Annotated in this window: 24 protein-coding genes and 1 tRNA gene; 16 read left to right on the top strand and 9 right to left on the bottom strand. The window is 70.9% G+C overall.

What is annotated here, in order from left to right:
* Nucleotides 1-13: 13 nt before the first annotated feature.
* Complete coding sequence (locus tag ACFY30_RS35365) at nucleotides 14-490, top strand: hypothetical protein (protein WP_390849231.1); 477 nt, start codon at nucleotides 14-16, stop codon at nucleotides 488-490.
* A 6-nt stretch (nucleotides 491-496) separates the two neighbouring features.
* On the opposite strand, the gene ACFY30_RS35360 is transcribed toward ACFY30_RS35365, so the two are convergent.
* The gene (locus ACFY30_RS35360) at nucleotides 497-955 is read right to left on the bottom strand and encodes a type II toxin-antitoxin system PemK/MazF family toxin (protein ID WP_390849230.1); all 459 of its coding nucleotides are present in this window, start codon (nucleotides 953-955) and stop codon (nucleotides 497-499) included.
* A 215-nt stretch (nucleotides 956-1,170) separates the two neighbouring features.
* Between ACFY30_RS35360 and ACFY30_RS35355 the strand changes: the two genes are divergently transcribed.
* Entirely contained in the window at nucleotides 1,171-1,923 is a 753-nt protein-coding gene (locus tag ACFY30_RS35355; protein ID WP_390849229.1) for an MBL fold metallo-hydrolase, read from the top strand.
* Nucleotides 1,924-1,990: 67 nt separating this feature from the next.
* On the opposite strand, the gene ACFY30_RS35350 is transcribed toward ACFY30_RS35355, so the two are convergent.
* Together ACFY30_RS35350 and ACFY30_RS35345 are read right to left on the bottom strand one after the other, a co-directional pair.
* Nucleotides 1,991-3,244: a PTS transporter subunit EIIC gene (locus ACFY30_RS35350; RefSeq protein ID WP_390660184.1), complete on the bottom strand. Its 1,254-nt coding sequence runs from the start codon at nucleotides 3,242-3,244 to the stop codon at nucleotides 1,991-1,993.
* Nucleotides 3,245-3,358: 114 nt separating this feature from the next.
* Nucleotides 3,359-4,651, bottom strand: coding sequence for a PTS transporter subunit EIIC (locus ACFY30_RS35345; RefSeq protein WP_390849228.1), 1,293 nt, complete (start codon nucleotides 4,649-4,651; stop codon nucleotides 3,359-3,361).
* Between the two features lie 127 nt (nucleotides 4,652-4,778).
* Between ACFY30_RS35345 and ACFY30_RS35340 the strand changes: the two genes are divergently transcribed.
* The 4 genes from ACFY30_RS35340 (at nucleotide 4,779) to rdgB (ending at nucleotide 6,973) form a co-directional block, all read left to right on the top strand.
* Nucleotides 4,779-5,012, top strand: coding sequence for a glucose PTS transporter subunit EIIB (locus ACFY30_RS35340; RefSeq protein ID WP_147999538.1), 234 nt, complete (start codon nucleotides 4,779-4,781; stop codon nucleotides 5,010-5,012).
* A 76-nt stretch (nucleotides 5,013-5,088) separates the two neighbouring features.
* The gene (rph, locus tag ACFY30_RS35335) at nucleotides 5,089-5,826 is read left to right on the top strand and encodes a ribonuclease PH (protein ID WP_390849227.1); all 738 of its coding nucleotides are present in this window, start codon (nucleotides 5,089-5,091) and stop codon (nucleotides 5,824-5,826) included.
* A 96-nt stretch (nucleotides 5,827-5,922) separates the two neighbouring features.
* A complete protein-coding gene (locus ACFY30_RS35330) occupies nucleotides 5,923-6,336 on the top strand; it encodes a hypothetical protein (protein WP_390849314.1) in 414 nt (137 codons plus the stop codon).
* A gap of 34 nt (nucleotides 6,337-6,370) precedes the next feature.
* A complete protein-coding gene (gene rdgB, locus ACFY30_RS35325) occupies nucleotides 6,371-6,973 on the top strand; it encodes an RdgB/HAM1 family non-canonical purine NTP pyrophosphatase (protein ID WP_390849226.1) in 603 nt (200 codons plus the stop codon).
* 15 nt (nucleotides 6,974-6,988) lie between these two features.
* On the opposite strand, the gene ACFY30_RS35320 is transcribed toward rdgB, so the two are convergent.
* Together ACFY30_RS35320 and bcp are read right to left on the bottom strand one after the other, a co-directional pair.
* A tRNA-Leu gene (locus ACFY30_RS35320) sits at nucleotides 6,989-7,072 on the bottom strand.
* A gap of 39 nt (nucleotides 7,073-7,111) precedes the next feature.
* Nucleotides 7,112-7,579: a thioredoxin-dependent thiol peroxidase gene (gene bcp, locus ACFY30_RS35315; protein WP_390849225.1), complete on the bottom strand. Its 468-nt coding sequence runs from the start codon at nucleotides 7,577-7,579 to the stop codon at nucleotides 7,112-7,114.
* 132 nt (nucleotides 7,580-7,711) lie between these two features.
* On the opposite strand from bcp, the gene ACFY30_RS35310 reads away from it, so the two are divergent.
* Together ACFY30_RS35310 and ACFY30_RS35305 are read left to right on the top strand one after the other, a co-directional pair.
* Nucleotides 7,712-8,041: a DUF3618 domain-containing protein gene (locus ACFY30_RS35310; RefSeq protein WP_390849224.1), complete on the top strand. Its 330-nt coding sequence runs from the start codon at nucleotides 7,712-7,714 to the stop codon at nucleotides 8,039-8,041.
* A 107-nt stretch (nucleotides 8,042-8,148) separates the two neighbouring features.
* Complete coding sequence (locus ACFY30_RS35305; protein ID WP_390849313.1) at nucleotides 8,149-8,451, top strand: GroES family chaperonin; 303 nt, start codon at nucleotides 8,149-8,151, stop codon at nucleotides 8,449-8,451.
* 86 nt (nucleotides 8,452-8,537) lie between these two features.
* Here the strand turns inward: ACFY30_RS35305 and ACFY30_RS35300 are convergent, their stop codons facing one another.
* Nucleotides 8,538-10,940: a transglycosylase domain-containing protein gene (locus ACFY30_RS35300; RefSeq protein ID WP_390849223.1), complete on the bottom strand. Its 2,403-nt coding sequence runs from the start codon at nucleotides 10,938-10,940 to the stop codon at nucleotides 8,538-8,540.
* Nucleotides 10,941-11,153: 213 nt separating this feature from the next.
* On the opposite strand from ACFY30_RS35300, the gene ACFY30_RS35295 reads away from it, so the two are divergent.
* The 4 genes from ACFY30_RS35295 (at nucleotide 11,154) to ACFY30_RS35280 (ending at nucleotide 14,549) form a co-directional block, all read left to right on the top strand.
* Complete coding sequence (locus ACFY30_RS35295; RefSeq protein WP_390849222.1) at nucleotides 11,154-11,954, top strand: ABC transporter permease; 801 nt, start codon at nucleotides 11,154-11,156, stop codon at nucleotides 11,952-11,954.
* Between the two features lie 85 nt (nucleotides 11,955-12,039).
* A complete protein-coding gene (locus ACFY30_RS35290; RefSeq protein ID WP_390849312.1) occupies nucleotides 12,040-12,804 on the top strand; it encodes an ABC transporter permease in 765 nt (254 codons plus the stop codon).
* 2 nt (nucleotides 12,805-12,806) lie between these two features.
* A complete protein-coding gene (locus ACFY30_RS35285; protein ID WP_390849221.1) occupies nucleotides 12,807-13,826 on the top strand; it encodes an ATP-binding cassette domain-containing protein in 1,020 nt (339 codons plus the stop codon).
* A 9-nt stretch (nucleotides 13,827-13,835) separates the two neighbouring features.
* A complete protein-coding gene (locus ACFY30_RS35280; protein ID WP_390849220.1) occupies nucleotides 13,836-14,549 on the top strand; it encodes a DUF1707 domain-containing protein in 714 nt (237 codons plus the stop codon).
* A gap of 31 nt (nucleotides 14,550-14,580) precedes the next feature.
* Here ACFY30_RS35280 and ACFY30_RS35275 read toward each other — a convergent pair whose 3' ends face one another.
* On the bottom strand, nucleotides 14,581-15,909 hold the full coding sequence (locus ACFY30_RS35275) for an SGNH/GDSL hydrolase family protein (protein ID WP_390849311.1): 1,329 nt from the start codon (nucleotides 15,907-15,909) through the stop codon (nucleotides 14,581-14,583).
* A gap of 208 nt (nucleotides 15,910-16,117) precedes the next feature.
* Here ACFY30_RS35275 and ACFY30_RS35270 point away from each other — a divergent pair, with 208 nt between their 5' ends.
* Both ACFY30_RS35270 and ACFY30_RS35265 read left to right on the top strand, forming a co-directional pair.
* Complete coding sequence (locus ACFY30_RS35270; RefSeq protein ID WP_390849219.1) at nucleotides 16,118-17,413, top strand: DUF445 domain-containing protein; 1,296 nt, start codon at nucleotides 16,118-16,120, stop codon at nucleotides 17,411-17,413.
* 106 nt (nucleotides 17,414-17,519) lie between these two features.
* A complete protein-coding gene (locus ACFY30_RS35265; protein ID WP_390849218.1) occupies nucleotides 17,520-19,052 on the top strand; it encodes an MFS transporter in 1,533 nt (510 codons plus the stop codon).
* A gap of 256 nt (nucleotides 19,053-19,308) precedes the next feature.
* Here ACFY30_RS35265 and ACFY30_RS35260 read toward each other — a convergent pair whose 3' ends face one another.
* Nucleotides 19,309-20,739: an alginate lyase family protein gene (locus tag ACFY30_RS35260; RefSeq protein WP_390849217.1), complete on the bottom strand. Its 1,431-nt coding sequence runs from the start codon at nucleotides 20,737-20,739 to the stop codon at nucleotides 19,309-19,311.
* 69 nt (nucleotides 20,740-20,808) lie between these two features.
* Nucleotides 20,809-21,258 (bottom strand): hypothetical protein, encoded by a 450-nt coding sequence (locus ACFY30_RS35255; protein ID WP_390849216.1) that lies wholly within the window; start codon nucleotides 21,256-21,258, stop codon nucleotides 20,809-20,811.
* Between the two features lie 172 nt (nucleotides 21,259-21,430).
* On the opposite strand from ACFY30_RS35255, the gene ACFY30_RS35250 reads away from it, so the two are divergent.
* Nucleotides 21,431-22,402 (top strand): GlxA family transcriptional regulator, encoded by a 972-nt coding sequence (locus ACFY30_RS35250; protein WP_390849215.1) that lies wholly within the window; start codon nucleotides 21,431-21,433, stop codon nucleotides 22,400-22,402.
* Nucleotides 22,403-22,503: 101 nt separating this feature from the next.
* Nucleotides 22,504-23,415, top strand: coding sequence for a hypothetical protein (locus ACFY30_RS35245; protein WP_390849214.1), 912 nt, complete (start codon nucleotides 22,504-22,506; stop codon nucleotides 23,413-23,415).
* The last annotated feature ends 91 nt before the right edge of the window (nucleotides 23,416-23,506 follow it).

Here is a 23,506-nt window from a genome sequence, read left to right as displayed (position 1 = left end):
AGAGGAGGCCTCCATGCGCCGTACGACCCGTTCCACGACCCTCGCCCTGGCGGTGCTGACGCTCGCCTTCGCCGGCTGCGGCACCGAGAGCGACGGTGGCGCGGCACCGCCGTCCTCGCCGGCCCCGCCGTCTTCCCCGTCCTCGCCGGCCGGCGACCGGGACTGCGCTGCGTCCGCGCCCGCCGAGCTCACCACCGCCGACGACGGCCGCACCGTCTGCCTGGCCGTCGGCGGGCAGCTCCGCCTGAACCTCGACGGCACCGCGAAACGCCCCTGGTCGACCGTCGCCGCCACGGGCGACGTGCTGAAACCCGCCAACGCGGGCATCGTCGTCCTGCCCGGCGACGCCGTCGCCGCCTACGACGCGGTGGCGGCCGGGACGGCCCGGCTGACCGCGTCCCGTCCGCTGTGCGCGGTCGCCACCGGGCCCGGCCAGATCTCCTGCAAGGGCGTCCAGGAGTGGACCGTCACCGTACGGGTCACCCCGTGACCGGGCTCAGGTCGCCAGATGCCGGACCTGGTCCCACAGCACCGGGTCCACCACGCCCACCCGGCGGCGGAAGTCCCTCACCGGGACCTGCCGCAGCTCGTCCGTCTCCAGGAAGCTCGGGCGCCCCCGCGCGTCACCGACCGCGCCCGGCGGCAGCGGGATCACACCGGCCCGCTCGTCGCGGTACCTGCTGGTGATCTTCGCGACCGTCACCCGTTCGCCGCGCACCCCGAGGACCAGACAGGGCCGGTCCTTCGCGGCCGGCCCGTCCTCGAACGGCACGTTCGCCCACCAGATCTCCGCGGGCTGCGGCCGCCCCCGGGCGCCGGGCCCCCGCGCCGGCCGCCCCGGCGGCCGGGTCCTGCGTCCCTGCGGACGCCGCCCCCGCCCCCAGCCGTCCACGAGCGTGGCGACGAGCGCCAGCAGTACCACCGCCGCGAGCGCCAGCCACCAGGACGTGTCCATACGACGACGTTACCGGCGCGCGCACGTCAACGCGCGCCCTCTCCTGCACCTCGCACGCCGCTGTTCCAGCCGAACCGGTGACAGCTCAGGTGAGTTCGCCCACAACAGCCCCTGGTGGAGGAGCGACCCGGGGTTTTGCGCCTTACGCTCGACGAACCGCACGACCCCCGTCGCCCCCTATCTCTCGATTTCCCGCCAGCGGAGGTTTCTGCTTTATGAAGCTCACCGTCGTCGGCTGCTCGGGGTCGTTCCCGTCCGCGGAATCGGCCTGCTCGAGCTACCTCGTCGAGGCCGACGGCTTCAGGCTGCTTCTCGACATGGGCAACGGCGCCCTGGGCGAGCTGCAGCGCCACTGCGGTCTCTACGACCTCGACGCGATCTTCCTGAGCCATCTGCACGCCGACCACTGCATCGACATGTGCGCCTATTTCGTCGCGCGTTACTACCGCCACGACGGCGGGCGCTGCGACCCCCTGCCGGTCTACGGCCCCGAAGGCACCGAACACCGCCTGACCACGGCCTACGCCGACACCCCCTCCGCCTCCTCGATGAGCGAGGTCTTCGACTTCCACACCGTCAAGCCGTCCACCTTCGACATCGGCCCGTTCACCGTGCACACCGAACGCGTGGCCCACCCCGTCGAGGCGTACGGCATCCGGGTCGAGCACGGCGGCCGGTCGCTGACCTACTCCGGTGACACCGGACTCAGCCCGGCGCTGGACGAACTCGCCCGCGACACCGACCTCTTCCTGTGCGAGGCCGCCTTCACGCACGGCAAGGAGGACATCCCCGACCTGCACCTCAACGGGCGCGAGGCGGGAGAGACGGCGACCAGGGCGGGTGCGAGGAAGCTCGTGCTGACCCACATCCCGCCGTGGACCGACCCCCAGGTCAACCTCGCCGACGCGCGCGCGGTCTACGACGGCCCGGTGGAACTGGCTGTGCCGAGGGTGTCGTACGAGATCTAGCACCGGCCATGCACGAGGCCCCCGGAGCGGTTCAGGGCTCCGGGGGCCTTCGTGTGCGGACGGGCGCCTACGCCTTGGTGAGGTCCTCGACCTCCTCCTCGGGCTCGCGGCCCGGGGTGGCGATGTTGAACCTGATGATGGCGAAGCGGAAGACGACGTAGTAGATCGCCGCGAAGACCAGGCCGATCGGGATGATCATCCAGGGCTTGGTGGCGAGGTTCCAGTTGAGGAAGTAGTCGATCGCGCCCGCCGAGAAGCTGAAGCCGTGGTGGACGCCCAGGGACCAGGTGACGGCCATGGAGAGGGCGGTCAGCAGCGCGTGGATCACGTACAGCACCGGCGCGATGAACATGAACGCGAACTCGATCGGCTCGGTGATGCCGGTGACGAAGGAGGTGAGCGCCAGCGAGACCATCATGCCGCCGACGGCCTTGCGGCGCTCGGGGCGGGCGCAGTGCGTGATGGCGAGGGCGGCGGCCGGGAGGGCGAACATCATGATCGGGAAGAAGCCGGTCATGAACTGTCCGGCGGTCGGGTCACCGTGGAAGAAGCGCGGCAGGTCGCCGTGCCAGACGGCGCCGGAGGCGTCCTTGAAGGAGCCGATCTCCTGCCAGGCCACCGTGTTGACGAACTGGTGCATGCCGACGGGGAGCAGCGCGCGGTTGATGGCGCCGAAGATGCCCGCGCCCACGGCGCCGAGGCCGGTCATCCACTCGCCGAAGTTGGTGATCACCTCACCGATGGGCTCCCACACCAGGCCGAAGAAGACGCCGACGGCGGTGCCGATGAAGGCCATCAGGATCGGCACCAGACGGCGGCCGTTGAAGAAGCCCAGCCAGTCGGGGAGCTTGGTGCGGTGGAAGCGCTGCCAGGTGACGGCGGCTATCAGGCCCATCACGATGCCGCCGAGGACCTTGGGGTCGTTGTAGGTGGCGGCGACGTCCGCCCCCTTGGTGATCTTCGCATCGGTGATCGGGAACGCGGTCAGTACGTTCTTGTAGACCAGGAAGCCCACGAGCGCGGCGAGCGCGGTCGAGCCGTCGGCCTTCTTGGCGAAGCCGATGGCGATACCGACGCAGAACAGCAGCGGCAGGTTGGCGAAGACGGCGTCGCCGGCGGTCGCGAACACGTCCGCGACCTTGCCCCAGCCGAGACCGTCCTTGCCGAACACGTCGGGCTGACCGAGGCGCAGCAGGATGCCCGCCGCCGGCAGTACGGCGATGGGAAGCTGCAGGCTGCGGCCCACCTTCTGCAGACCCTGGAACAGACCTGATCCCCACTTCTTCGCGGGGGCCGCCGTAGGCGCGGTGGCGGTGCTCATAGACTTCCTCCATCGGGTGGTGGTCTACACCACTCAGTGGTGTAGACCATGTTGTAGCACGATGAAGGCGGCATAAGGAACCCGCAGTTCCTGTGTTCGCACCGCTACTTTGGGCTATGCCTTCGTGACGTCCTCCCGCTCCTCCTCGGCCTCCCGGCCAGGCGTCTTCAGGTCGAAGCGCGTGATCGCGAAACGGAAGACGACGTAGTAGACCGCCGCGAAGCACAGACCGATCGGGACGATCGCCCACGGCTTCGTCGCCAGGTTCCAGTTGATGACGTAGTCGATCAGCCCGGCGGAGAAACTGAAGCCGTCGTGCACCCCCAGCCCCCACGTCACCGCCATCGACACACCCGTCAGCAGGGCGTGCACCATGTACAGGAGCGGCGCCACGAACAGGAACGAGTACTCGATCGGCTCCGTGATCCCCGTGACGAACGACGTCAGCGCGACCGACAGCATCAGCCCGCCGACCTCCTTGCGGCGGCTCGGCCGCGCGCAGTGCGTGATCGCCAGCGCGGCCGCCGGGAGCGCGAACATCATGATCGGGAAGAAGCCCGAGGTGAACTGGCCGGCGTCCGGATCGCCCGCCAGGAACATGTTGATGTCACCGTGCACCACCGTCCCGTCCGGCTTGGTGTAACTGCCGAACTGGAACCAGATGGGCACGTTCAGGAACTGGTGCAGACCGATCACCAGCAACGCCCGGTTCGCCACCCCGAAGATGCCCGCACCCCACGCGTCCAGTCCGTCCAGCCAGTCGCTGAAGCTCTCCAGACCGTCACCGATCGGCGGCCACACCCACAGGCACAGCGCGGCGAACGCGATCGCCACGAACGCCATGATGATCGGCACCAGCCGCCGCCCGTTGAAGAAGCCCAGCCAGTCCACCAGCTTCGTCCGGTGATACCGCTGCCAGAAGAACGCCGACAGCAGCCCCATCACGATCCCGCCGAACACCCCCGGGTTCTGATAGGTGAACGCCACCACCGTCTGGTCCACCGTCGCCTGACAGCCGATGTTCGGGACCGCCGCCGACCCCGAGGGGCAGTCCTCCGGGAACTGGCGCAGCACGTTGTAGTAGACGAGGAACCCCGCCACCGCCGCCAGCGCCGTCGACCCGTCCGCCTTCTTCGCCATCCCGATGGCCACGCCCACGCAGAACAGCAGCGGCAGCCCCAGCTCGCCGTTGAGCAGCGCCCCGCCCGCGCCCGCCATCACCTTCGAGACGTCGTCCCACCCCAGCCCCTCGTCCCCGAACACATCAGGCTGCCCCAGCCGGTTGAGGATGCCCGCCGCCGGCAGCACCGCGATCGGCAGCTGCAGACTGCGCCCCATCTTCTGCAGCCCCTGGAACGCGCGCTGCCGCCGTGCCCGGGCGGGACTCACCTCACTGCCGGAGCTCATGGGTTGGCGACCACCTGTCCTGTGGTGTAGACCAGTTACCGACGATTGGGTTGCTGTGACGTCATCTTTCGGTACGCACGACACAATCGCTCGCGAAGTTGGGCCAACCGTGCGTGAGGAGACCGACATGGCCAGCAAGGCAGAGAAGATCGTCGCCGGACTCGGCGGCATCGACAACATCGAGGAGATCGAGGGCTGCATCACCCGCCTGCGCACCGAGGTCTCCGACCCCTCGCTGGTCGACGAAGCCGCCCTCAAGGCCGCCGGCGCCCACGGCGTCGTCAAGATGGGCACCGCCATCCAGGTCGTCATCGGCACCGACGCCGACCCCATCGCCGCGGAGATCGAAGACCTCATGTGAGCCGCCGGCCCACCGCACAGGGGCTCCTTCCCACCGGGGAGGAGCCCCTGCCTCCGGTACGGCTAGGCTCGGCGCCATGTCACGCATCGACGGCCGCACCCCCGACCAGCTCCGCCCCGTCACCATCGAACGCGGCTGGAGCAAGCACGCAGAAGGCTCCGTCCTCGTCTCCTTCGGCGACACCAGGGTCCTCTGCACCGCCTCCGTCACCGAGGGCGTCCCGCGCTGGCGCAAGGGCAGCGGCGAGGGCTGGGTCACCGCCGAGTACTCCATGCTCCCCCGCGCCACCAACACCCGCGGCGACCGCGAGTCCGTCCGCGGCAAGATCGGCGGCCGCACCCACGAGATCTCCCGCCTCATCGGCCGCTCCCTGCGCGCGGTCATCGACTACAAGGCACTCGGCGAGAACACCGTCGTCCTCGACTGCGACGTCCTCCAGGCCGACGGCGGCACCCGCACCGCCGCCATCACCGGCGCCTACGTCGCACTCGCCGACGCCGTCACCTGGGCCCAGGGCAAGAAGCTGATCAAGGCCGGCCGCCGGCCGCTCACCGGCACCGTCTCGGCCGTGTCCGTCGGCATCGTCGGCGGCGTCCCCCTCCTGGACCTCTGCTACGAGGAAGACGTCCGGGCGGACACCGACATGAACGTCGTCTGCACCGGCGACGGCCGCTTCGTCGAGGTCCAGGGCACCGCCGAAGCCGAGCCCTTCGCCCGCGAGGAACTCAACTCCCTGCTCGACCTGGCCGTTTCCGGATGCACGGAGCTGGCGGCGCTGCAGCGCAGGGCACTTGATACCGTCCTCGCAAAGTAAAGGGCGTGCCAAGCGGGGTGCTGACCGGACGCAACCCGGCAGCGCCCCCCGGCGTCTTCGGCAGTACCACCAACGGGGAGGAACACAGCAATGGCCATGTCCGCGAGCCGCCGACACCGGGGCCGAGGCCGCCGTACGACCATCGCCGCGAGCGCCGCGGCCGTCGCGCTCACCCTGGGCTTCACCGTCACCGGCTGCGACGCCGTCAACAAGGCCCTGGACTGCGTGCAGACCGCCGACGCCATCGCCGACAGCGTCACCGACCTCCAGCAGGCCGTGGAGAGCGCCGCGAACGACCCGACCCAGCTGCAGGAGTCCCTCACCTCCATCGAGAACAACCTCGACAAGATCGGCGACAAGACCGACAACGCCGACGTCAACAAGGCCGTCGACGACCTGAGCACGGCGGTCGCCAACGTCCGCACGGCCGTGGACAAGGGCGACACCACGCCCGACCTCAGCCCCGTCACCGACGCCGCGGGAGAACTGACCAAGGTCTGCACACCGTGACGGACGGGCGAGGCGAGTCGGGATACTGGGGGGCATGACCCGCCTGATCCTCGCCACCCGCAACGCCGGAAAGATCACCGAACTCCGGGCGATCCTCGCCGACGCAGGCCTCACCCACGACCTCGTCGGCGCGGACGCGTACCCCGACATCCCCGACACCAGGGAAACCGGCGTGACGTTCGCCGAGAACGCGCTCCTCAAGGCCCACGCCCTCGCCCGGGCCACCGGCCTGCCGGCCGTGGCCGACGACTCCGGCCTCTGCGTGGACGTCCTCAACGGCGCCCCCGGCATCTTCTCCGCTCGCTGGTCCGGCAAGCACGGCGACGACAGGGCCAACCTGGACCTGCTGCTGGCCCAGCTCTCCGACATCGAGGACGAGCACCGGGGCGCACACTTCGCCTGCGCGGCGGCCCTGGCCCTCCCCGACGGCACGGAACGAGTGGTCGAGGGCCGCCTGCCGGGCATCCTGCGCCACTCCCCGACCGGCACGAACGGCTTCGGCTACGACCCCATCCTCCAGCCCGACGGCGAGACCCGCACCTGCGCCGAACTGACCGCGCAGGAGAAGAACGCGATCAGCCACCGAGGAAAGGCGTTCCGCCAACTGGTCCCCGTCGTACGGGAACTGCTCGGATAAGCGCAGGAAGGAAGGTGCGGCCGGAGGGACTCGAACCCTCACGGGAGTTACCCCACTGGGACCTAAACCCAGCGTGACTGCCAGTTCCACCACGGCCGCCTGCTGCTGCCCGGCCATGCTACTCGCCGGGCAGTCCGGTCAGATGCCCAGGTCCTTGATGATCTTGGCGACGTGGCCGGTCGCCCGGACGTTGTAGAGGGCGTGTTCGACCTTGCCCTCCTCGTCGACCACGATCGTGGAGCGGATGACGCCCATGTACGTCTTGCCGTAGTTCTTCTTCTCGCCGAAGGCGCCGTACGTGTCGAGGACGGTCTTGTCCGGGTCGGCCAGGAGGGTGACCCTCAGGGACTCCTTCTCGCGGAACTTGCCGAGCTTCTCGGGGGTGTCCGGGGAGATGCCGATGACGTCGTAGCCGGCGCCGGCCAGGAGGTCGAGGTTGTCGGTGAAGTCGCAGGCCTGCTTGGTGCAGCCCGGGGTGAGGGCCGCCGGGTAGAAGTACACGATGACCTTGCGGCCCTTGTGGTCCGACAGGGACACCTCGTTGCCGTCGGCGTCGGGGAGGGTGAAGGCGGGGGCCACGTCGCCGGGCTGGAGTCGCTCGCTCATCGGTCCAGCGTAACCGGGGGTCCTGACAGTGCGGCGACGACAGGAACTGACAGACTGTGCAGAACAAGCATCAGCAGCAGGTATCACCATCAGGTATCAGCAACAGGCATCGGTGATTTCGGAGGCCTTACCGTGGCGGACACGTCGGACACCAGAACCCCGGCGCAGATCGAGGCGGACATCAGGGCCCGCCGCGCAGTGCTGGCCGAGACGCTGGACGAGATCGGGGTGCGGGTGCACCCCAAGACCATCGTCGGAGACGCCAAGGCCAAGGTCGTCGCCAACGTCGATCACACCCTCGGGAAGGCCTACGTGCAGGTCAACCGGGTCGTGACGGATGTCAGGGCGCAGTTCGTCGACGAGGACGGGGCGGCCCGGCTGGAGCGGGTCGTGCCGGTCGCGCTCGTCGTGGTCGGCGTGGTCGGGCTGCTCGCCCTGAGCACCCGGCGCCGGAAGTCGTGACGGCCCACCCGGCGGCGTTCCCGTACGGCGAAGGCAGGTAGGTTCGAGGCGTGAGCGGTAACAGAAGCGACCACAGCGGTCCCCAGCACGACAAGCTTCCCATCCGGATGCTCCACGACCGTGTCCTCGTGCGGCAGGACACGAGCGAGGGCGAGCGGCGTTCCGGTGGCGGGATCCTGATTCCCGCGACGGCGGCCGTGGGCCGTCGCCTGGCGTGGGCGGTGGTCGTCGCGGTGGGACAGAACGTACGGACCGTGGAGCCGGGTGACCGGGTCCTGTACGACCCGGAGGACCGGGCCGAGGTGGAGGTGCGGGGCGTGGCCTATGTGCTGATGCGTGAGCGCGACCTGCACGCGGTGGCCGCGGACCGGTTCGAGGGCTCGGAGGACACGACGGGCCTGTACCTGTAGATCGACCGTCGGCCTGCAGACCGACGGCGGGAGGGGCCGGTGACCATGGTCACCGGCCCCTCCCGCCGTCGGTTTCGCCCGGTTGGCTAGCCGGTCTGCCGCCGGGTGGTGAGCTGGGTGCCCGTGCCCGTCGTCGTGCCCGCCGAGCCTCCAGGGGTGCCGCCGTCGGTGGTGCCGGCCGAGGTGCCGCCGTCGGTCGTGCCCGTGGAGGTGCCGCCGTCGGTGGTGCCCGTGGAGGTGCCGCCGTCCGTCGTACCGCCGTCGGTGGTGCCCGTGGAGGTGCCGCCGTCGGTCGTACCGCCGGAGGTGTCCGTGCCGGAGGTCGTCGAGCCGCCGTCCGTCGAGCCTCCGGTGGTCTGCCCCTGGGTCTGGCCCTGCGTCTGCCCGTCGTCCTGCCCGCCGGTGGTGGTGTCCTGGCCGCCGGTCGTGGCGTCCGGGGAGGAGGGGGCGGAGGGGAGGGCGGTCTCCGCGGAGCCGGCCTGGACGTCGAGGTCGAAGTCGTGGGCCGGGGTGCTCTTCAGGGCCTCCTTGGTGAACTGGGCCCAGATCTGGGTGGGCGCGCCGCCGCCGTTGATGCGGGCCAGGCCCATGGCGCCCTTGAGGGACTTGTGGGCGGCGGTCTCGGGGTCCTGGCCCATGACGGCGACGACGGTGGCGAGGTCGGGCGTGTAGCCGGCGAACCAGGCGGCCTGGTCCTCCTCCGCGGTGCCGGTCTTGCCGGCGGCGGGGCGGCCGGCGGCGAGGGCGGCGGTGGCGGTGCCGTTCTGGACGACGCTGCGCAGGACGGAGGTGGTGGTGTCGGCGGCCTCGCGGCTGACGGCCTGGGTGGTCTTCCGCTTGGGCAGGGCGACGCTCCGGCCGTCCTTGGTGACCTTGTCGATGATCGTGTACGTGCCGTGCTTGCCGTGGTTGGCGAGCGTGGCGTAGGCCTCGGCCATGTCGAGGACGCTGGCGGTGGCGGTGCCCAGGGCGATGGAGGGGTAGGGCTGCAGGTCGGGGGTGTCGGTGGGCAGGCCCAGGTCGATCGCGGTCTGCTTGACCTTGGCGGGGCCGACGTCGACGGCCATCTGCGCGTACACGGAGTTCACGGACTTGTCGGTGGCCTCGCGCACGGTGATGTTGCCGTAGTTGACGTAGTCCTCGTTCTCGGGGGCGTAGGTGCCGCCGCTCCAGCCCTGGACGGGGCGCCTGTTGGTGCCGTCGTAGACGGTGTTCGGGTTGATCGTGCGGCCGTCCTGGGTGGTGGAGTCGTTCTCGACGGCCGAGGTGAAGACGAAGGGCTTGAAGGTGGAGCCGACCTGGAAGTCCTGGCGGGTGGCGTTGTTGGTGTACTGCTTGATGTAGTCGATGCCGCCGTACAGGGCGAGGACCTTGCCGGTCTTGGGGTCGACGGCGGCGCCGCCCGCGCGGACGTAGGTGTCGACCTTGCGGTTCTTCTTGTCGAGCTTGTCCATCAGCTGGTCGTCGACGGCGTCGACGAAGGCGTCCTGCTTCTTCTTCTGCAGGGTGGTGGTGATGCGGTAGCCGCCGGCCTCCAGGTCCTCGGAGGTGACGATCTTGTTGTCCTTCAGGTAGTCCTTTATCGCGGTGACGAGGTAGCCGCGCTGTCCGGACATGCCGGTGTCGGCGCCGGAGGTCTCCTTGGGGGTGGGGAACTTCATGCCCTGGCGCCTGGACTCGGTGAGCCAGCCCTTGGTGACCATGCCGTCCAGGACGTAGTTCCAGCGGGCCTCGGCGGCCTTCCTGTTCTCGGGATGCGCGATCACGTCGTACTCGCTGGGCGCGTTGACCAGCGCGGCGAGGTAGGCGCCCTGGGCGGGGGTGAGTTCGGCGGCGTCGATGTCGTAGTAGGCCTTGGCGGCGGCCTGGATGCCGTAGGCGTTGCGGCCGAAGTAGCTGGTGTTGAGGTAGCCCTCGAGGATGTCGTTCTTGGACTTCTCGCGGTCCAGCTTGATCGCGATGAAGAACTCCTTCACCTTGCGGGTGACGGTCTGTTCCTGCGCGAGGTAGTAGTTCTTGACGTACTGCTGGGTGATGGTGGAGCCGGACTGCTTGCCCTTGCCGGTGGCGGTGTTCCAGCCGGCCCGGAGCATGGCCTTGGGGTCGATGGCGGACTCGGTGTAGAAGTCGCGGTCCTCGGCGGCGAGTATGGCGTGCTGGGCGTCCTTGGAGATCTGCGAGAGGTCGACGTTCTCCCGGTTGACGGTGCCGTCCCGGGCGATCTCGGTGCCGTCCGCGTACAGGTAGACGTTGGACTGCTTGGTGGCGAGGGCGTTGGCCGGCGGGATCTTGACCGTGGAGTAGCCGAGGTAGAACAGGCCGGCGAGGAGGAGCACACCGAGGACGAAGGTGCCGAGCACCATGCGCCAGGTGGGGATCAGGCGCCGCCAGCCGGTGCGCTTGGGGCGCTTGGGCTTCTCGGCGTCCCCCGGAGGTTCGCTCGGTGCCCAGCCCTCGGTCGGCTGCTGCGGCTGCGGCTCGTCACTCATGTGCTGCTCGGACTCCTGTTTCGCGTCGTACGTGTCGTACGCCTCGTTACGCCTTCTGCGCCCCCTCTTGAAGACTCTCGCACCAAGCGTTCCGTTCCCGGCAATCGGCACGCGTTGTGCCGGAAAACGCGTAGCACGTCACTGTGCCTGCGGACTAGGCTCCTGCGCTTCGGTGTCGTAGAGGTGGACGAGCGGGCGAGGAGGAAGGTTGCCGTGGGTTCGGCGCGGTTGTACGCGGCCGTCGCAGCGGGGGGTTTCAGAAGGTACGCGACCTATCGGGCGGCGACTGCCGCGGGGGTGTTCACCAACACCGTTTTCGGCCTGATCCTCGTCTACACATACCTGGCGTTGTGGGACGAGCGGCCGCACCTCGGGGGCTATGACCAGGCACAGGCGGTCACCTTCGTGTGGCTGGGGCAGGCCTTGTACGCGACGCTGGCGATCCAGGGCGGCGGCTTCGAGATCGATCTCATGGAACGCGTCCGTACGGGTGAGATCGCGATCGACCTGTACCGGCCGGCCGACCTGCAGGCGTGGTGGCTGGCGAACGACCTGGGGCGGGCGCTGTTCCAGCTCCTGGGGCGCGGGGTGGTCCCTTTCGTGTTCGGGGCGTTGTTCTTCCCGTCGGCGCTTCCGCGCGATCCGGTGACGTGGCTGGCGTTCGCGGTGGCGCTGCTGCTCGCGATGCTCGTCAGTTTCGGGATCCGCTTCCTGGTGGCGCTGAGCGGGTTCTGGCTGATGGACAGCCAGGGAGCGTTGCAGGTGCTGATGGTCACCGGCATCTTCTGCTCGGGGATGACACTTCCGCTGAACGCCTTCCCGGGCGGGCTCGGCGAGGTCGTACGGGCGCTGCCGTGGGCGGCGCAGTTGCAGATGCCCGCGGATCTGCTGATGGGGGAGGCGGACGCGCTGCCCGTCTTCGCCTTCCAGGCGGTGTGGGCGCTGGCACTGCTGGCGGCCGGGCGGCTGGTGCAGTCGGCGGCGACCCGGCGGGTGGTGGTGCAGGGTGGGTGACGGCATCCGGCCGGCGGAGGAGTTCCGGCTCACCGGGTACCACCGGGTCACGGAGGGGCTGCGGGCCTACCGGCTGATCGCCGGGATGTGGATCCGTTCCACGCTGGCCTACCGGGTGTCGTTCGTGATGACGGCGTTCGGCGGGGCGCTGGTGACCGGGCTGGACTTTGTCGCGATCTTGCTGATGTTCTCCCGGGTGGACACGCTCGGCGGCTACACGCTGCCCGAGATCGCCCTCCTGTACGGGCTGTCGGCGACGTCGTTCGGGCTCGCGGACCTGGTGATCGGTTCGGCGGGCCGGCTGGGCACGCGGGTGCGTGACGGCACGCTGGACACGCTGCTGGTGCGGCCGGCGCCGGTGCTGGCGCAGGTCGCCGCGGACCGGTTCGCGCTGCGCCGGCTGGGCCGCATCACCCAGGGGCTCGTGGTGCTGGGCTACGCGCTGGCCGCGCTGGACGTCGGCTGGACGCCGCTGAAGGTGCTGCTGGTGCCGGTGATGGTGGTCTGCGGCGGGGTGATCTTCTCCGCGGTGTTCGTGGCGGGCGCGGCCTTCCAGTTCGTGGCGCAGGACGCCTCCGAGGTGCAGAGCGCGTTCACGTACGGCGGTCAGACGCTGTTGCAGTACCCGCCGACGGTGTTCGGCAAGGAGCTGGTGCGCGGGGTGACGTTCATGTTCCCGCTGGCCTTCGTCAACTGGGTGCCCGCCGCCCATGTGCTGGGCCGGCCGTATCCCGTGGGGCTGCCCGGGTGGGCGGCGTTCGCCCCGCCGCTGGTGGCGGTGGCGTGCTGGGTCCTGGCGGGGCTGGCGTGGCGGGCGGGGCTCAGGTCGTATCGGAGTACGGGGAGTTAGCCGTGGAAGAGAGTGCGTTCATCGAGGTGGACCGCGTCGAGAAGGTCTTCGACGTGCGCAGGAAGACCGGCTTCCTGAAGCGGGAGGTGCGGCAGGTGCGGGCGGTGGACTCGATCTCCTTCACCGTGTCGCGCGGCGAGATGGTCGGCTACATCGGGCCGAACGGCGCCGGGAAGTCGACGACGATCAAGATGCTGACCGGCATCCTGGTGCCGAGCGGCGGCCGGCTGCGGGTCGCGGGCATCGACCCGTCGCGGGAGCGGACCCGTCTGGCGCACCGCATAGGGGTGGTGTTCGGGCAGCGTACGACCCTGTGGTGGGACCTTCCGCTGATCGACTCCTACCGGCTGATGCACCGCATGTACCGCATCCCGGACGGCCGTTACCGCCAGAACCTCGACCGGCTGGTCGAACTGCTCGAACTCTCGGCCCTGCTGGACGTCCCCGTGCGGCAGCTCTCGCTGGGGCAGCGGATGCGCGGCGACATCGCGGCGGCCCTGCTGCACGATCCCGAGGTGCTCTACCTCGACGAGCCGACGATCGGCCTGGACGTCGTCTCCAAGGCGCGGGTGCGGGAGTTCCTGCGCGAGCTGAACGCCGAGCGCGGCACGACGGTCCTGCTCACCACCCATGACCTCCAGGACATCGAGCAGCTCTGCTCCCGGGTGATGGTGATCGACCACGGGCGCCTGGTCTACGACGGCGCGCTCGCCGGGCTGCACGGGGCGGGCGAGAGCGAGCGGACCCTGGTGGTGGACCTGGAGCGGGAACTGCCGCCGATCGAGGTCGTCGGCGCGCAGGTGGTGAAGGTGGAGGGGCCGCGGCAGTGGCTGGCGTTCCCGGCGTCGGAATCGGCGGCTCCGCTGGTCGCCCGGATCGCGGCGGAGTATCCCCTGATGGACCTGTCGGTCCGCGAGCCCGACATCGAGGCCGTGATCGCCCGGATGCTGTACCCGACGGGGGACGCCCCCGAGCCCCCGCCGGAACGGCAGACCGTAGTGCCCGGCGCGCAGAGCTCGTAGGCTGCTGACATGACCGACGACGCAGTCCCGGACCTCCGTGCCTCCGACGCCGATCGGGAGCGGGTCGCCGAGGTCCTGCGGGACGCCCTGGCCGAGGGCCGTCTCGACCTCGACGAGTTCGAGGAGCGGCTGGAGCAGACGTACAGCGCGCGGACGTACGGGGAGCTGGCGCCGGTCACCCGGGACCTGCCGGTCGCCGGGGTCACGCCCCCGCCGCCCGTCGTGTCGCTGCGCAAGGAGCCCGCCGCGGAGGGGAGTTGGGCCGGGCGGATCGTGGGTGGCGAGGACTCCTCGGCCTGGGCCGTGGCCGTGATGTCCGGCTTCCAGCGCAAGGGGCGCTGGACGGTGCCCCGGCGGTTGCACTGCGTCGCCTTCTGGGGCGGTGGGGAGATCGATCTGCGGGAGGCGGACTTCGCCGCCGGGGAGGTCGAGATCAACTGCGTGGCGATCATGGGCGGGGTGCAGATCGTGGTGCCGCCGGGGGTGGAGGTCGTCGTCCGGGGGATCGGGATCATGGGGGGTTTCGACCAGCGGGAGACGGGGGTGCCGGCGGGCCCGGGGGCGCCTCGGGTGGTGGTGACCGGGTTCGCCTTCTGGGGCGGGGTCGGTGTGGAGCGCAAGGAGACGCGGGCGGCCCGGCGCCAGGCGAAGCTGGAGCGGAGGGCCGCACGGGCGGAGCTGCGCGAGGGGCGTCGGGACGGGGGCCGTCACCTGGGGCACTGAGCCCGTACCGGGGCCGCCGGGGTGGGTACCGCTAGGCCGACGCGACCGTGCCCTTGAGTTCCTCCAGGTCCAGCGTCTCCGCCATCTCCCGGTAGCCCCGGTCGCTCGGGTGGAGGTGGTCGCCGGAGTCGTGGTCGGGGCGCAGGCTGCGGGGGTCGTACGGGTCCCTCAGCGCCTTGTCGAAGTCGACCACCGCGTCGTACACCCCGCCCGCGCGGATCGCCTCGTTGATCCGCTGCCGTACGCCCTCGCGGGCGTCGGTGTAGCCGCGGTGGCCGTGGAACGGCGTCAGGGTGCTGCCGATGACCTTGACGCCGTGGGCGTGGGCCCGCTCCACGAGGGTGCGCAGCCCGGCCACGACCGCCTCGGGGTCGGCCAGCCGAGGGTTGCGCAGGATGTCGTTGACGCCCAGGTCGATGACGACGACCTTGACGTTCGTACGGCCGAGGACGTCCCGTTCGAAGCGGTGGAGGCCGCTCGCGCCGCGGCGGGGGTCGTCGGCGAGGACCTGGTTGCCGCTGATGCCCTCGTTGACCACGCCGTAGCGGGGCGCGTCGGCGCCGGACCGTACGGCGGTGCGCAGGCGGTCGGCGAGGACGTCCGGCCAGCGCCGATCGGCGCCCAGCGTCGAGGTGATCCCGTCGGTGATGGAGTCGCCGAACGCGACGACGGTCCCGTCGGCCTCGTCGCTGAGCACGTCGAGCGCCGTCAGGTAGCGCCAGTACTCGGTGGTGCCGGTGTACGCCGTGCCCGTCTCGTCCTCCGTGTGCTCGCCGTCGGCGACATAGCTGGTCTGCCGGCCGTGCGGGTGATAGGTGACCGGGCCGGAGGAGGTGGGGGAGTAGGTGCTGACGAGGATGTCGCAGTCGTGCGGGACGACGACCTGGACCGCGTCGCTGACGGTCTGGCCGCCGGGCGGGACGGTGACCGTGGTGGCACCGCCGAAGGTGAGCCGGCGCAGGGTGCCGCCGGCCGCCGCCGGGCCGTCGTCGACGGCGGCGACGGCGAGGGTGGCGTGGGTGACGGTCAGCGGGCGGGTGCCGTAGAGATTGGACAGCGTGACACGGGCACTCGTACCGCCGACGCTGGTGTGCACGACGTTGCGGACCGTGCGGCCCGCCATGCCGGTGGTCTCGGTGCCCGGCTCGCCGCCGACCGGGGCGGCGGCCCAGGTGCCGGCCCAGACGCCGGCCGAGACCGGGGCGGCGGAATTGCCGGGTGCGGCCGGTGCGGCCAGCGCGCTGTTCGTGCGGTGGCCGGAGCCGTGGTCGGCGGCGACTCCGACGTACAGCGCACCGGACAGGGCCACGACAAGCGCGACGAGCGCGCACAGCAGGGCATAACCGTATTGCTTGGTCATGCGGGTCTGGTTCTCCTCGGTGAGGGAGCCGGGTGAGGCTCCGGAAGTCATGCGCAGGAGTTCTCACCGTTGAGCTCCCCCACCCGTCAGACGCCGGGAACTCTTGTTCCGTTCCAGGAGTCGGTCGAGCAGGGACAATGTTGGCGTGCGGGACGCCTGGGATCGGGAACGGGTGGAGTTGATGGATCGTACGGAAGCGGGACCGATCATGACCGACCCGGCACGCGCGTCGTATCGCGCGATGACCGTGTTCAGCGCCGCCGACGAGGAGAAGCAACGCGGGGTGCGGCGGATGAAGCTGACCGCGGCCGGGCTGCTGCTGTTCGTCGCCGTGGTGTACGTGCTGGCCGAGCTGGCGTCCCACCACGGCGCCGGTCCCTGGGCGGGGTATGTGGCGGCGGCCGCGGAGGCGGGCATGGTGGGCGCGCTCGCCGACTGGTTCGCGGTCACGGCCCTGTTCCGGCATCCGCTGGGCCTGCCCATCCCGCACACGGCGATCATCCCGAACAAGAAGGACCAGCTCGGCGTCTCGCTCGGCGAGTTCGTCGGCGAGAACTTCCTCTCCGAGGACGTCGTCCGGCAGCGGCTGCGCTCCGTCGGCATCGGCACCCGACTGGGTGCATGGCTGGCCGAACCGGATCACGCCGACCGGGTGACGGCGGAGCTGGCGACGGCGCTCAGGGGCGCCCTGACGGTGCTGCGCGACTCGGACGTGCAGGCGGTGGTCGGGGAGGCGATCACCCGGCGGGCCGACGCCCAGGAGGTCGCGCCCGGCATCGGCAAGATGCTGGAGAAGGTCGTCGCGGACGGCGGGCACCGGCGGGCCGTGGACCTGGTGGTGTCCCGGGCGCACGACTGGCTGGTGCTGCACGCGGACTCCGTGATGGACGCGGTGCAGGGCGGCGCGCCCGGCTGGACGCCCCGTTTCGTCGACAGGAAGGTCGGCGAGCGGGTCTACAAGGAACTGCTGCGGTTCTGCGCGGAGATGCGGGACATGCCGTCCCACCCGGCGCGGGCCGCGCTGGACCGTTTCCTCACCGACTTCGCCTCCGACCTGCAGTCCGACACGGACACCCGGGCGCGGGTGGAACGGCTCAAGGGCGAGGTGCTGGGCCGGGGCGAGGTCCAGGACCTGATCGCCTCCGCCTGGACCGCCGTGCGCTCCATGATCGTGGCGGCGGCGGAGGACGAGCGCAGTGAGCTGCGGCTGCGGGTGCGCGCCTCGCTGCTCTCGCTGGGCCGCCGGATGGCGACCGAGCCCAAGGTGCAGGAGAAGGTCGACCGCTGGGTCGAGGGCGCGGCGGTGCACGTCGTGACGACCTACCGGAAGGAGATCACCTCCCTGATCACCGACACCGTGGCGAGCTGGGACGCCGAGCACACGACCCGCAAGATCGAGGCCAACATCGGCCGTGACCTGCAGTTCATCCGGATCAACGGCACGGTGGTGGGCTCGCTGGCGGGCCTGCTGATCTACACGGTGGCGCGGGCCCTGGGGGCGTAAGGCGGTCCGGCCCGGGCACCCGATCGAGGTCCGCTCGATGAGTCCGCGTCGACGAGTTCGCTCGACGGGTCCGCTCGATGAGTTCGCCTCGATGGGGAGGGAGCCCATGACCACCGCGCAGGCCGAGACCGGTCGCACGATCACCACCGACATTCCCGCACGCCTCGACCGGTTGCCCTGGTCGCGCTGGCACTGGACGATCGTCATCGGTCTGGGCACCGTGTGGATCCTCGACGGCCTGGAGGTCACGGTCGTCGGGAACATCGCCGGGCGGCTGTCCGAGCCCGGCAGCGGCCTGCCGATCACCTCCGGCCAGGTCACCGGCATCGCGGCCGCCCTGTACGTCGCGGGCGCCTGCCTCGGAGCCCTGTTCTGGGGCCGTCTGACCGACCGCTGGGGGCGTAAAAAACTCTTCATGATCACCCTCGCGGTGTATCTGGGGGCCACCGCCCTGACCGCGGTCTCCTTCGACACCTGGTGGTTCCTGCTCTTCCGCTTCCTCACCGGCTTCGGTATCGGCGGCGAGTACGCGGCGATCAACTCCGCGATCGACGAGCTGATCCCGGCGCGGTACCGGGGGCGGGTCGACCTGCTCATCAACGGCAGCTTCTGGCTGGGCGCGGTCGCGGGCTCGCTGCTGTCGATCGTCGCGCTGAACACGGCGATCTTCGCGGCGGACGTGGGCTGGCGGCTGACCTTCGCGCTCGGCGCCGTCCTCGCCCTGGTGATCCTCCTCGTACGGCGGCACGTGCCGGAGAGCCCACGGTGGCTGCTGATCCACGGCCGGGACCGGGAGGCGGAGGAGATCGTGACGTCCATCGAGCGGCAGGTGCGGGCCGAGCGGGACGTCCCGCTCGCCCGCCCCGAGGGTGAGCTCACGATCCACCAGCGGCGCAGCGTGACCTTCCTGGAGATCGCCCGCACGGTGTTCTCCGACTACCGCCGGCGCGCGATCCTCGGCTTCTCCCTCTTCATCGGCCAGGCGTTCCTCTACAACGCGATCACCTTCGGCTTCGGCGCCATCCTGACCAAGTTCTTCGACGTCCCGAGCGGCGACACCGGCTACTACTTCGCCGTGATCGCGATCGGCAACTTCTGCGGCCCGCTGCTGCTGGGCAAGCTGTTCGACACGGTCGGCCGCAGGGTGATGATCTCCTCGACGTATCTGCTCTCGGGGCTCCTGCTCTTCGGCACGGCCTGGCTGTTCGACCAGGGCTCGCTCACCGCGACCACGATGACGGCCTGCTGGTGCGCGGTCCTGTTCTTCGCCTCGGCCGGCGCCTCCAGCGCGTACCTCACGGTCTCCGAGGTCTTCCCGATGGAGACCCGCGCCATGTCCATCGCCTTCTTCTACGCCCTCGGCACCGCCGCAGGCGGCATCAGCGGCCCCCTGCTGTTCGCCGACCTCACCGAGACCGGCAGGGTCGCCGACACGGTCCTCGCCTTCTGCATCGGCGCGGCCCTGATGTGCGCGGCGGGCCTGGTCGCCGTCTTCCTGGCGGTCAAGGCCGAACGCCGCTCGCTGGAGGACATCGCCCGCCCCCTGACAGCGGCGGCGACGAAGGCGAAGGGCGCGGCGAAGAGCAGGGCGAAGCCGGCGCCGACGACCGGCCCGGCCTCCCCGGCGAAGCCGGCCTAGCCGTTCGGCGGCTACGCCGGAACTGAGCTGTGCCGGCGCTGCGCTACACCGGCGCCCCGCTCTGCTGGGGCTGCGCTAAGCCGGAGCTGAGCTCTGCCGGGGCTGTGCTCTGCCGGAGCTGCGGGCAGTCGTGCCGCTGGGGCGGCACGGGTGGGCGATGGGGGTCCCCCCGCTCGAGCGAAGCCGAGAGTGGGGGAGGCACCTTTCAGCGGGCAGCGGCTCACCCACCCCCCCGGCCCGCACCGGCGGGCGGTGCCTACTCGGCCGTCCCCCCGGCCCGGCCCCGGCGGCGCAGCAACAGCAGACCCCCCGCGAGAGCGGTGATACCGGTGGCCGCGGTCCAGGCGACGACATCGCCGGACCCGGTGGCCGCAAGATCACCGCTCTCGCCCGAGGCCGCCGCGGCCGCCGAAACCGACGGTGCCGCGGAAGGAGCGGCGGAACCCCCGGAGGGAGACGTCGTCGCCCTGTCCCGCGTGAACGCCAGCGTCCCGAACCCGAGTTGGTCGTACCCCCCGCTGTTGGGCCCGTAGTCCCCGCCCCCGCCCTCGGGCGCCGCCTTCGCGGCGATCCGCGTGAGGTAGGGCGCGGAGAGCCCCCGCCGCCTGGTGTAGTGGTTGGCGATCATCGCCCAGATGGGCCGGGTCATCGTCGGATCGACACCGGCCGCGCCGGACGCGGTCTCCGTCCCCGACCACCCGCCGATCGCACCCTTCGCGCGGGTGTTGGCGGTGTACCCGACCTCGCCGCCCATGCTCCACTTGGCCACGTACTGGGCGCCCTTGAGGAAGCGGCTGTCGTCGTAGCCGTACAGGTCGATGCCCTGGTTCCAGGCCATCTCGCAGACCGTGCCCATCAGCCCGACCCCGAGCAGCGCGTGCCCCTGGTCGCGGCCGGCCTCCAGCCACTCGGCGAGGCCGTCCTCCCGTACGACGGGGATGGCGTTCCTGACCGAGCCGAGCCCGGCGCCCTTCTTGAAGTACTCCACGGCCCGCCCCACCCGTGCGCTGTCGTCGCAGAAGACGCCGGTGGCGAGGACGCAGGCCAGGGCGGTGAGGTCCCAGTTGGGCCAGTAGTTGGTGACGACGGCGTTGTTGTGGTCGGTGAGGAAGCTCTCGCTGAGCGGGGCGAAGACCGCCGTCAGCATCTTCTGGAAGCGTTCCAGCTCGAAGTCGGGCCGGTCGCGGACGAGTTCGGCGGCGTTGGCGGCCTGGTAGCCGTACAGCCCGGCGGCCAGGAAGCGGTCGGCGCTGCCCGCGAGCGAGGTGAGCTTCGCCGACCAGGCGTTGAGGATCGCGACGGCGGTGTCGGCGTGCGAGCTGTCGCCGCCGACGTGGTAGCGCAGGCCGTTCTGGTAGGCGGCGTGGATGTCGTTGTAGAGGATCGCGTAGTTCTGGCCGGTCCCTCCTCTGACCACCGTCGTCTGCGGGTTCGGCGTCCAGCCGCTCTGCGCGTGCCGGTTGGCGGTCAGCTTGGCGTATCCGGCGGTGTGGGGCGCGGCCCCCGCCTTCACCTTGGCGGCCATGCGGTCCAGGTCGGCGCGGGTGTGCAGCAGACCGGGGTGCGCGTAGCCGGCGGCGGACGCCGACGGGGCGGCGGCCACACCGACGGCGGTGGCTCCGGCTGCCACACCCGCGGCCTTCAGCATGCTGCGGCGGCTGATCTGTCGAGGTCGAGTCAGGTGCATGCCCAGGGAGACGGGCGGCGTCCGCGCGGATAACGAAAACGGCGGGCACCCCGCCCGGCCCGGGGAACGTCACGCGCCCGTGGTGGACCCCGGCCGCACGATCATCAGCACCGTCACCGTCGCCCACAGCAGGTTGAAGATCCCGGTGAACATGGCGAGCCGGACGGTGGTCTCCCGGGTCCCCTGCCCCTCGGCCAGGACCTCCTGCCGGGGCAGGACCAGGACCAGCAGCACGCCCGCGGCCAGCGCGGTCAGCACGGTCGACGCGATCAGCCAGGCGTCGCCCGTCACGCCCATCGCGCCCGCCGTGGCGAACCCGAGGACGGGGACGGCGACGCCGACGGCCGCGTACACCTGGCAGATGCGGTGCAGCAGTCGTACGGTCGCGCCCGCCCGTTCGTCCTCGGGCGCGGCGAGGAACCGGCGGGCGGCGGGCGGGAACATGCTGGCGGCGACGGTGACGGGACCGACGGCGACGATCGCGGCGAGGACGTGGACGGCGAGGAGGAACTTGGTCACGGGCCGACGCTAGGCGGCGCGCGGATCTCGGAGAAGTGGCGGGACTGCCAGGAGCCGACGGATTCTCGCCAGGCACACCGGCCGGGGCCTGCCGGGGCCGCACCCCGTGCCTCCGGGGCCGCACGGGCAGGCCGCGGTGGGCGGTCGGCCGCCGCGTGCCTACGCTCTCGCCATGCACACCGTGGCCGTACTGGCGCTGGACGGCGTCATCCCGTTCGACCTGTCCGTCCCGATCGACACCTTCGGCTGGGCGAGGCTGCCCGACGGCCGCGAGGCCTACCGGGTGCGGGTCTGCTCGCCGGACCCCGGCGGGGAGGTGCGGGCGGGCGCGTTCACCGTGCGCGCGCCGTACGGTCTGGACGCCCTCGCGGAGGCGGACACGATCGTGCTGCCGGGCGTCGTGGACCCGCCGGAGGTGCTGCCGCCGGGCGTCGCCGAGGCGCTGTGCGACGCGGCGGCGCGCGGCACGCGCATCGCCTCGATCTGCGTCGGCGCGTTCCTGCTCGCCGCGACGGGCCTCCTGGACGGCCTGCGCGCGACGACGCACTGGATCGCCGCGCAGGACCTGGCGGCACGGTATCCGGAGGTCACCGTCGACCCGAACGTCCTGTACGTCGACAACGGCCGGCTCCTCACCTCGGCCGGCGCCGCCGCGGCGATGGACATGTGCCTGCACATGATCCGCAAGGACCACGGCTCGGCCGTCGCCGCGCACACGGCGCGGATGTCGGTCATGCCGCTGGAACGGGAGGGCGGCCAGGCCCAGTTCATCGTCCACGAGCTGCCGCCCGCGCCCGCCGGAGCCACCCTGGAACCGCTGCTGTCCTGGCTGGAGGACAACTGCGGACGGGACCTGACCCTGGACCGGATCGCCGAGCGGGCCGGCATGAGCAGCCGTACCCTCAACCGCCGCTTCCGCGAACAGACCGGGACGACGCCGCTGCGGTGGCTGCACCGGGCGCGGGTGCGGCGGGCGCAGCACTTGCTGGAGACGACGGCGCACCCCGTGGAACGGATCGCCGTCCAGACGGGTTTCGGCTCGCCGACGGCGTTCCGGGAACGCTTCCGCAAAGTGGTGGGCACGAGCCCGCAGGGATACCGGCGGGCCTTCCGGTCGGGGGCGGCGGGGCCCCTGCCGGACTGACGGACGCATGATCACCCGAGAGGTGAAGATCGGATAAGGTGTCCCGCCGTGGCACGTGCGAACACGTGAACCACCGTCACGTACTCGGGGGAGACACACGCGTGAACAGCACCGGCCGGACCCTGTCCGCGCCCTTCCGCTCCATACCCAACCCGCACGCCGTCGCCACGCGCCTGGCCGCGTCGTCCCGGCCCGACCGCATCGAGGACCCTGTCGTCAGCGGGCTGCAGTGGGCCCGTACCGTCGTCGGGCTGGTGGCGACGGTGTGGCTGGTGATGGCCTACCCGATCACCGAGGGCCGTGAGCAGTTCGTCATGGGCAAGCTGGAGGACCTGCTCTTCGCCTGCGCGATCATGTTCACGACCGCGTTCCTCGCCGTGACGGTGTTCATCTGCGGGGCCCGCTCCCCGCTCACCGGTGTGTACGCGCGCCGCCTGGCCGGCCCGCTGATGACCGTCGGCGCGATCCTCGGGGGCTTCGGGGCGTGCTGGTTCCTGGTCGCGTGCCTGAAGGGGGACATCGTCTCCACCGCCGACATCGGGTACCACGGCATCCTCGTCGGCCTGCTGGTGATGCTGCTGTTCCTGATCGGCGGCCTGGCCTGCCTCGTCGCCCTCTTCCTCGCGGTGCCGCTGACGCTGCTGCTCATCGTCTACGGCGTCAACTCCAGCTTCCGCGTGGGCGACGTCCACGAGCTGCTGCCGCCGCTGCTCTCCCCGCTCCTGGTCTGGTCCCTCTTCGCCCTCGGCATGCTCGACGACCCCGAGGTGGCCGCCCCGCCCCTGGTCCTCTACACCTTCCTCCTCGGCGGCCCGCTCTCGGTGACGGCCCTGTCGGTGTGGGAGATACGGCGCCTGAAACGGCGGTGGGGGGTGACGCTGCGGTCGGCACTGGGACGCGGACCGGCACCGCAGCCGACGTACGCGCCGGAACCGACGTACGCGCCGGAACCGACGTACGCGCCGCAGCCGCAGTACCCGACGTACCCCCCGAACCCGCCGCAGTCCTACTAGTGTCCCGGTCCGGAGATGCGGTCGCAGTAGCGGCAGATGCGGTCGATGATCTGGTCTGCGGTTTTGGTCCACTTGAAGGGCCGAGCCTGTT

The sequence above is a fragment of the Streptomyces sp. NPDC000345 genome, from assembly GCF_042898825.1.
Taxonomy (GTDB): Bacteria; Actinomycetota; Actinomycetes; order Streptomycetales; family Streptomycetaceae; genus Streptomyces.
Note: the sequence above shows the minus strand (reverse complement) of the source record. Positions and strands in the feature narration are given on the sequence as shown.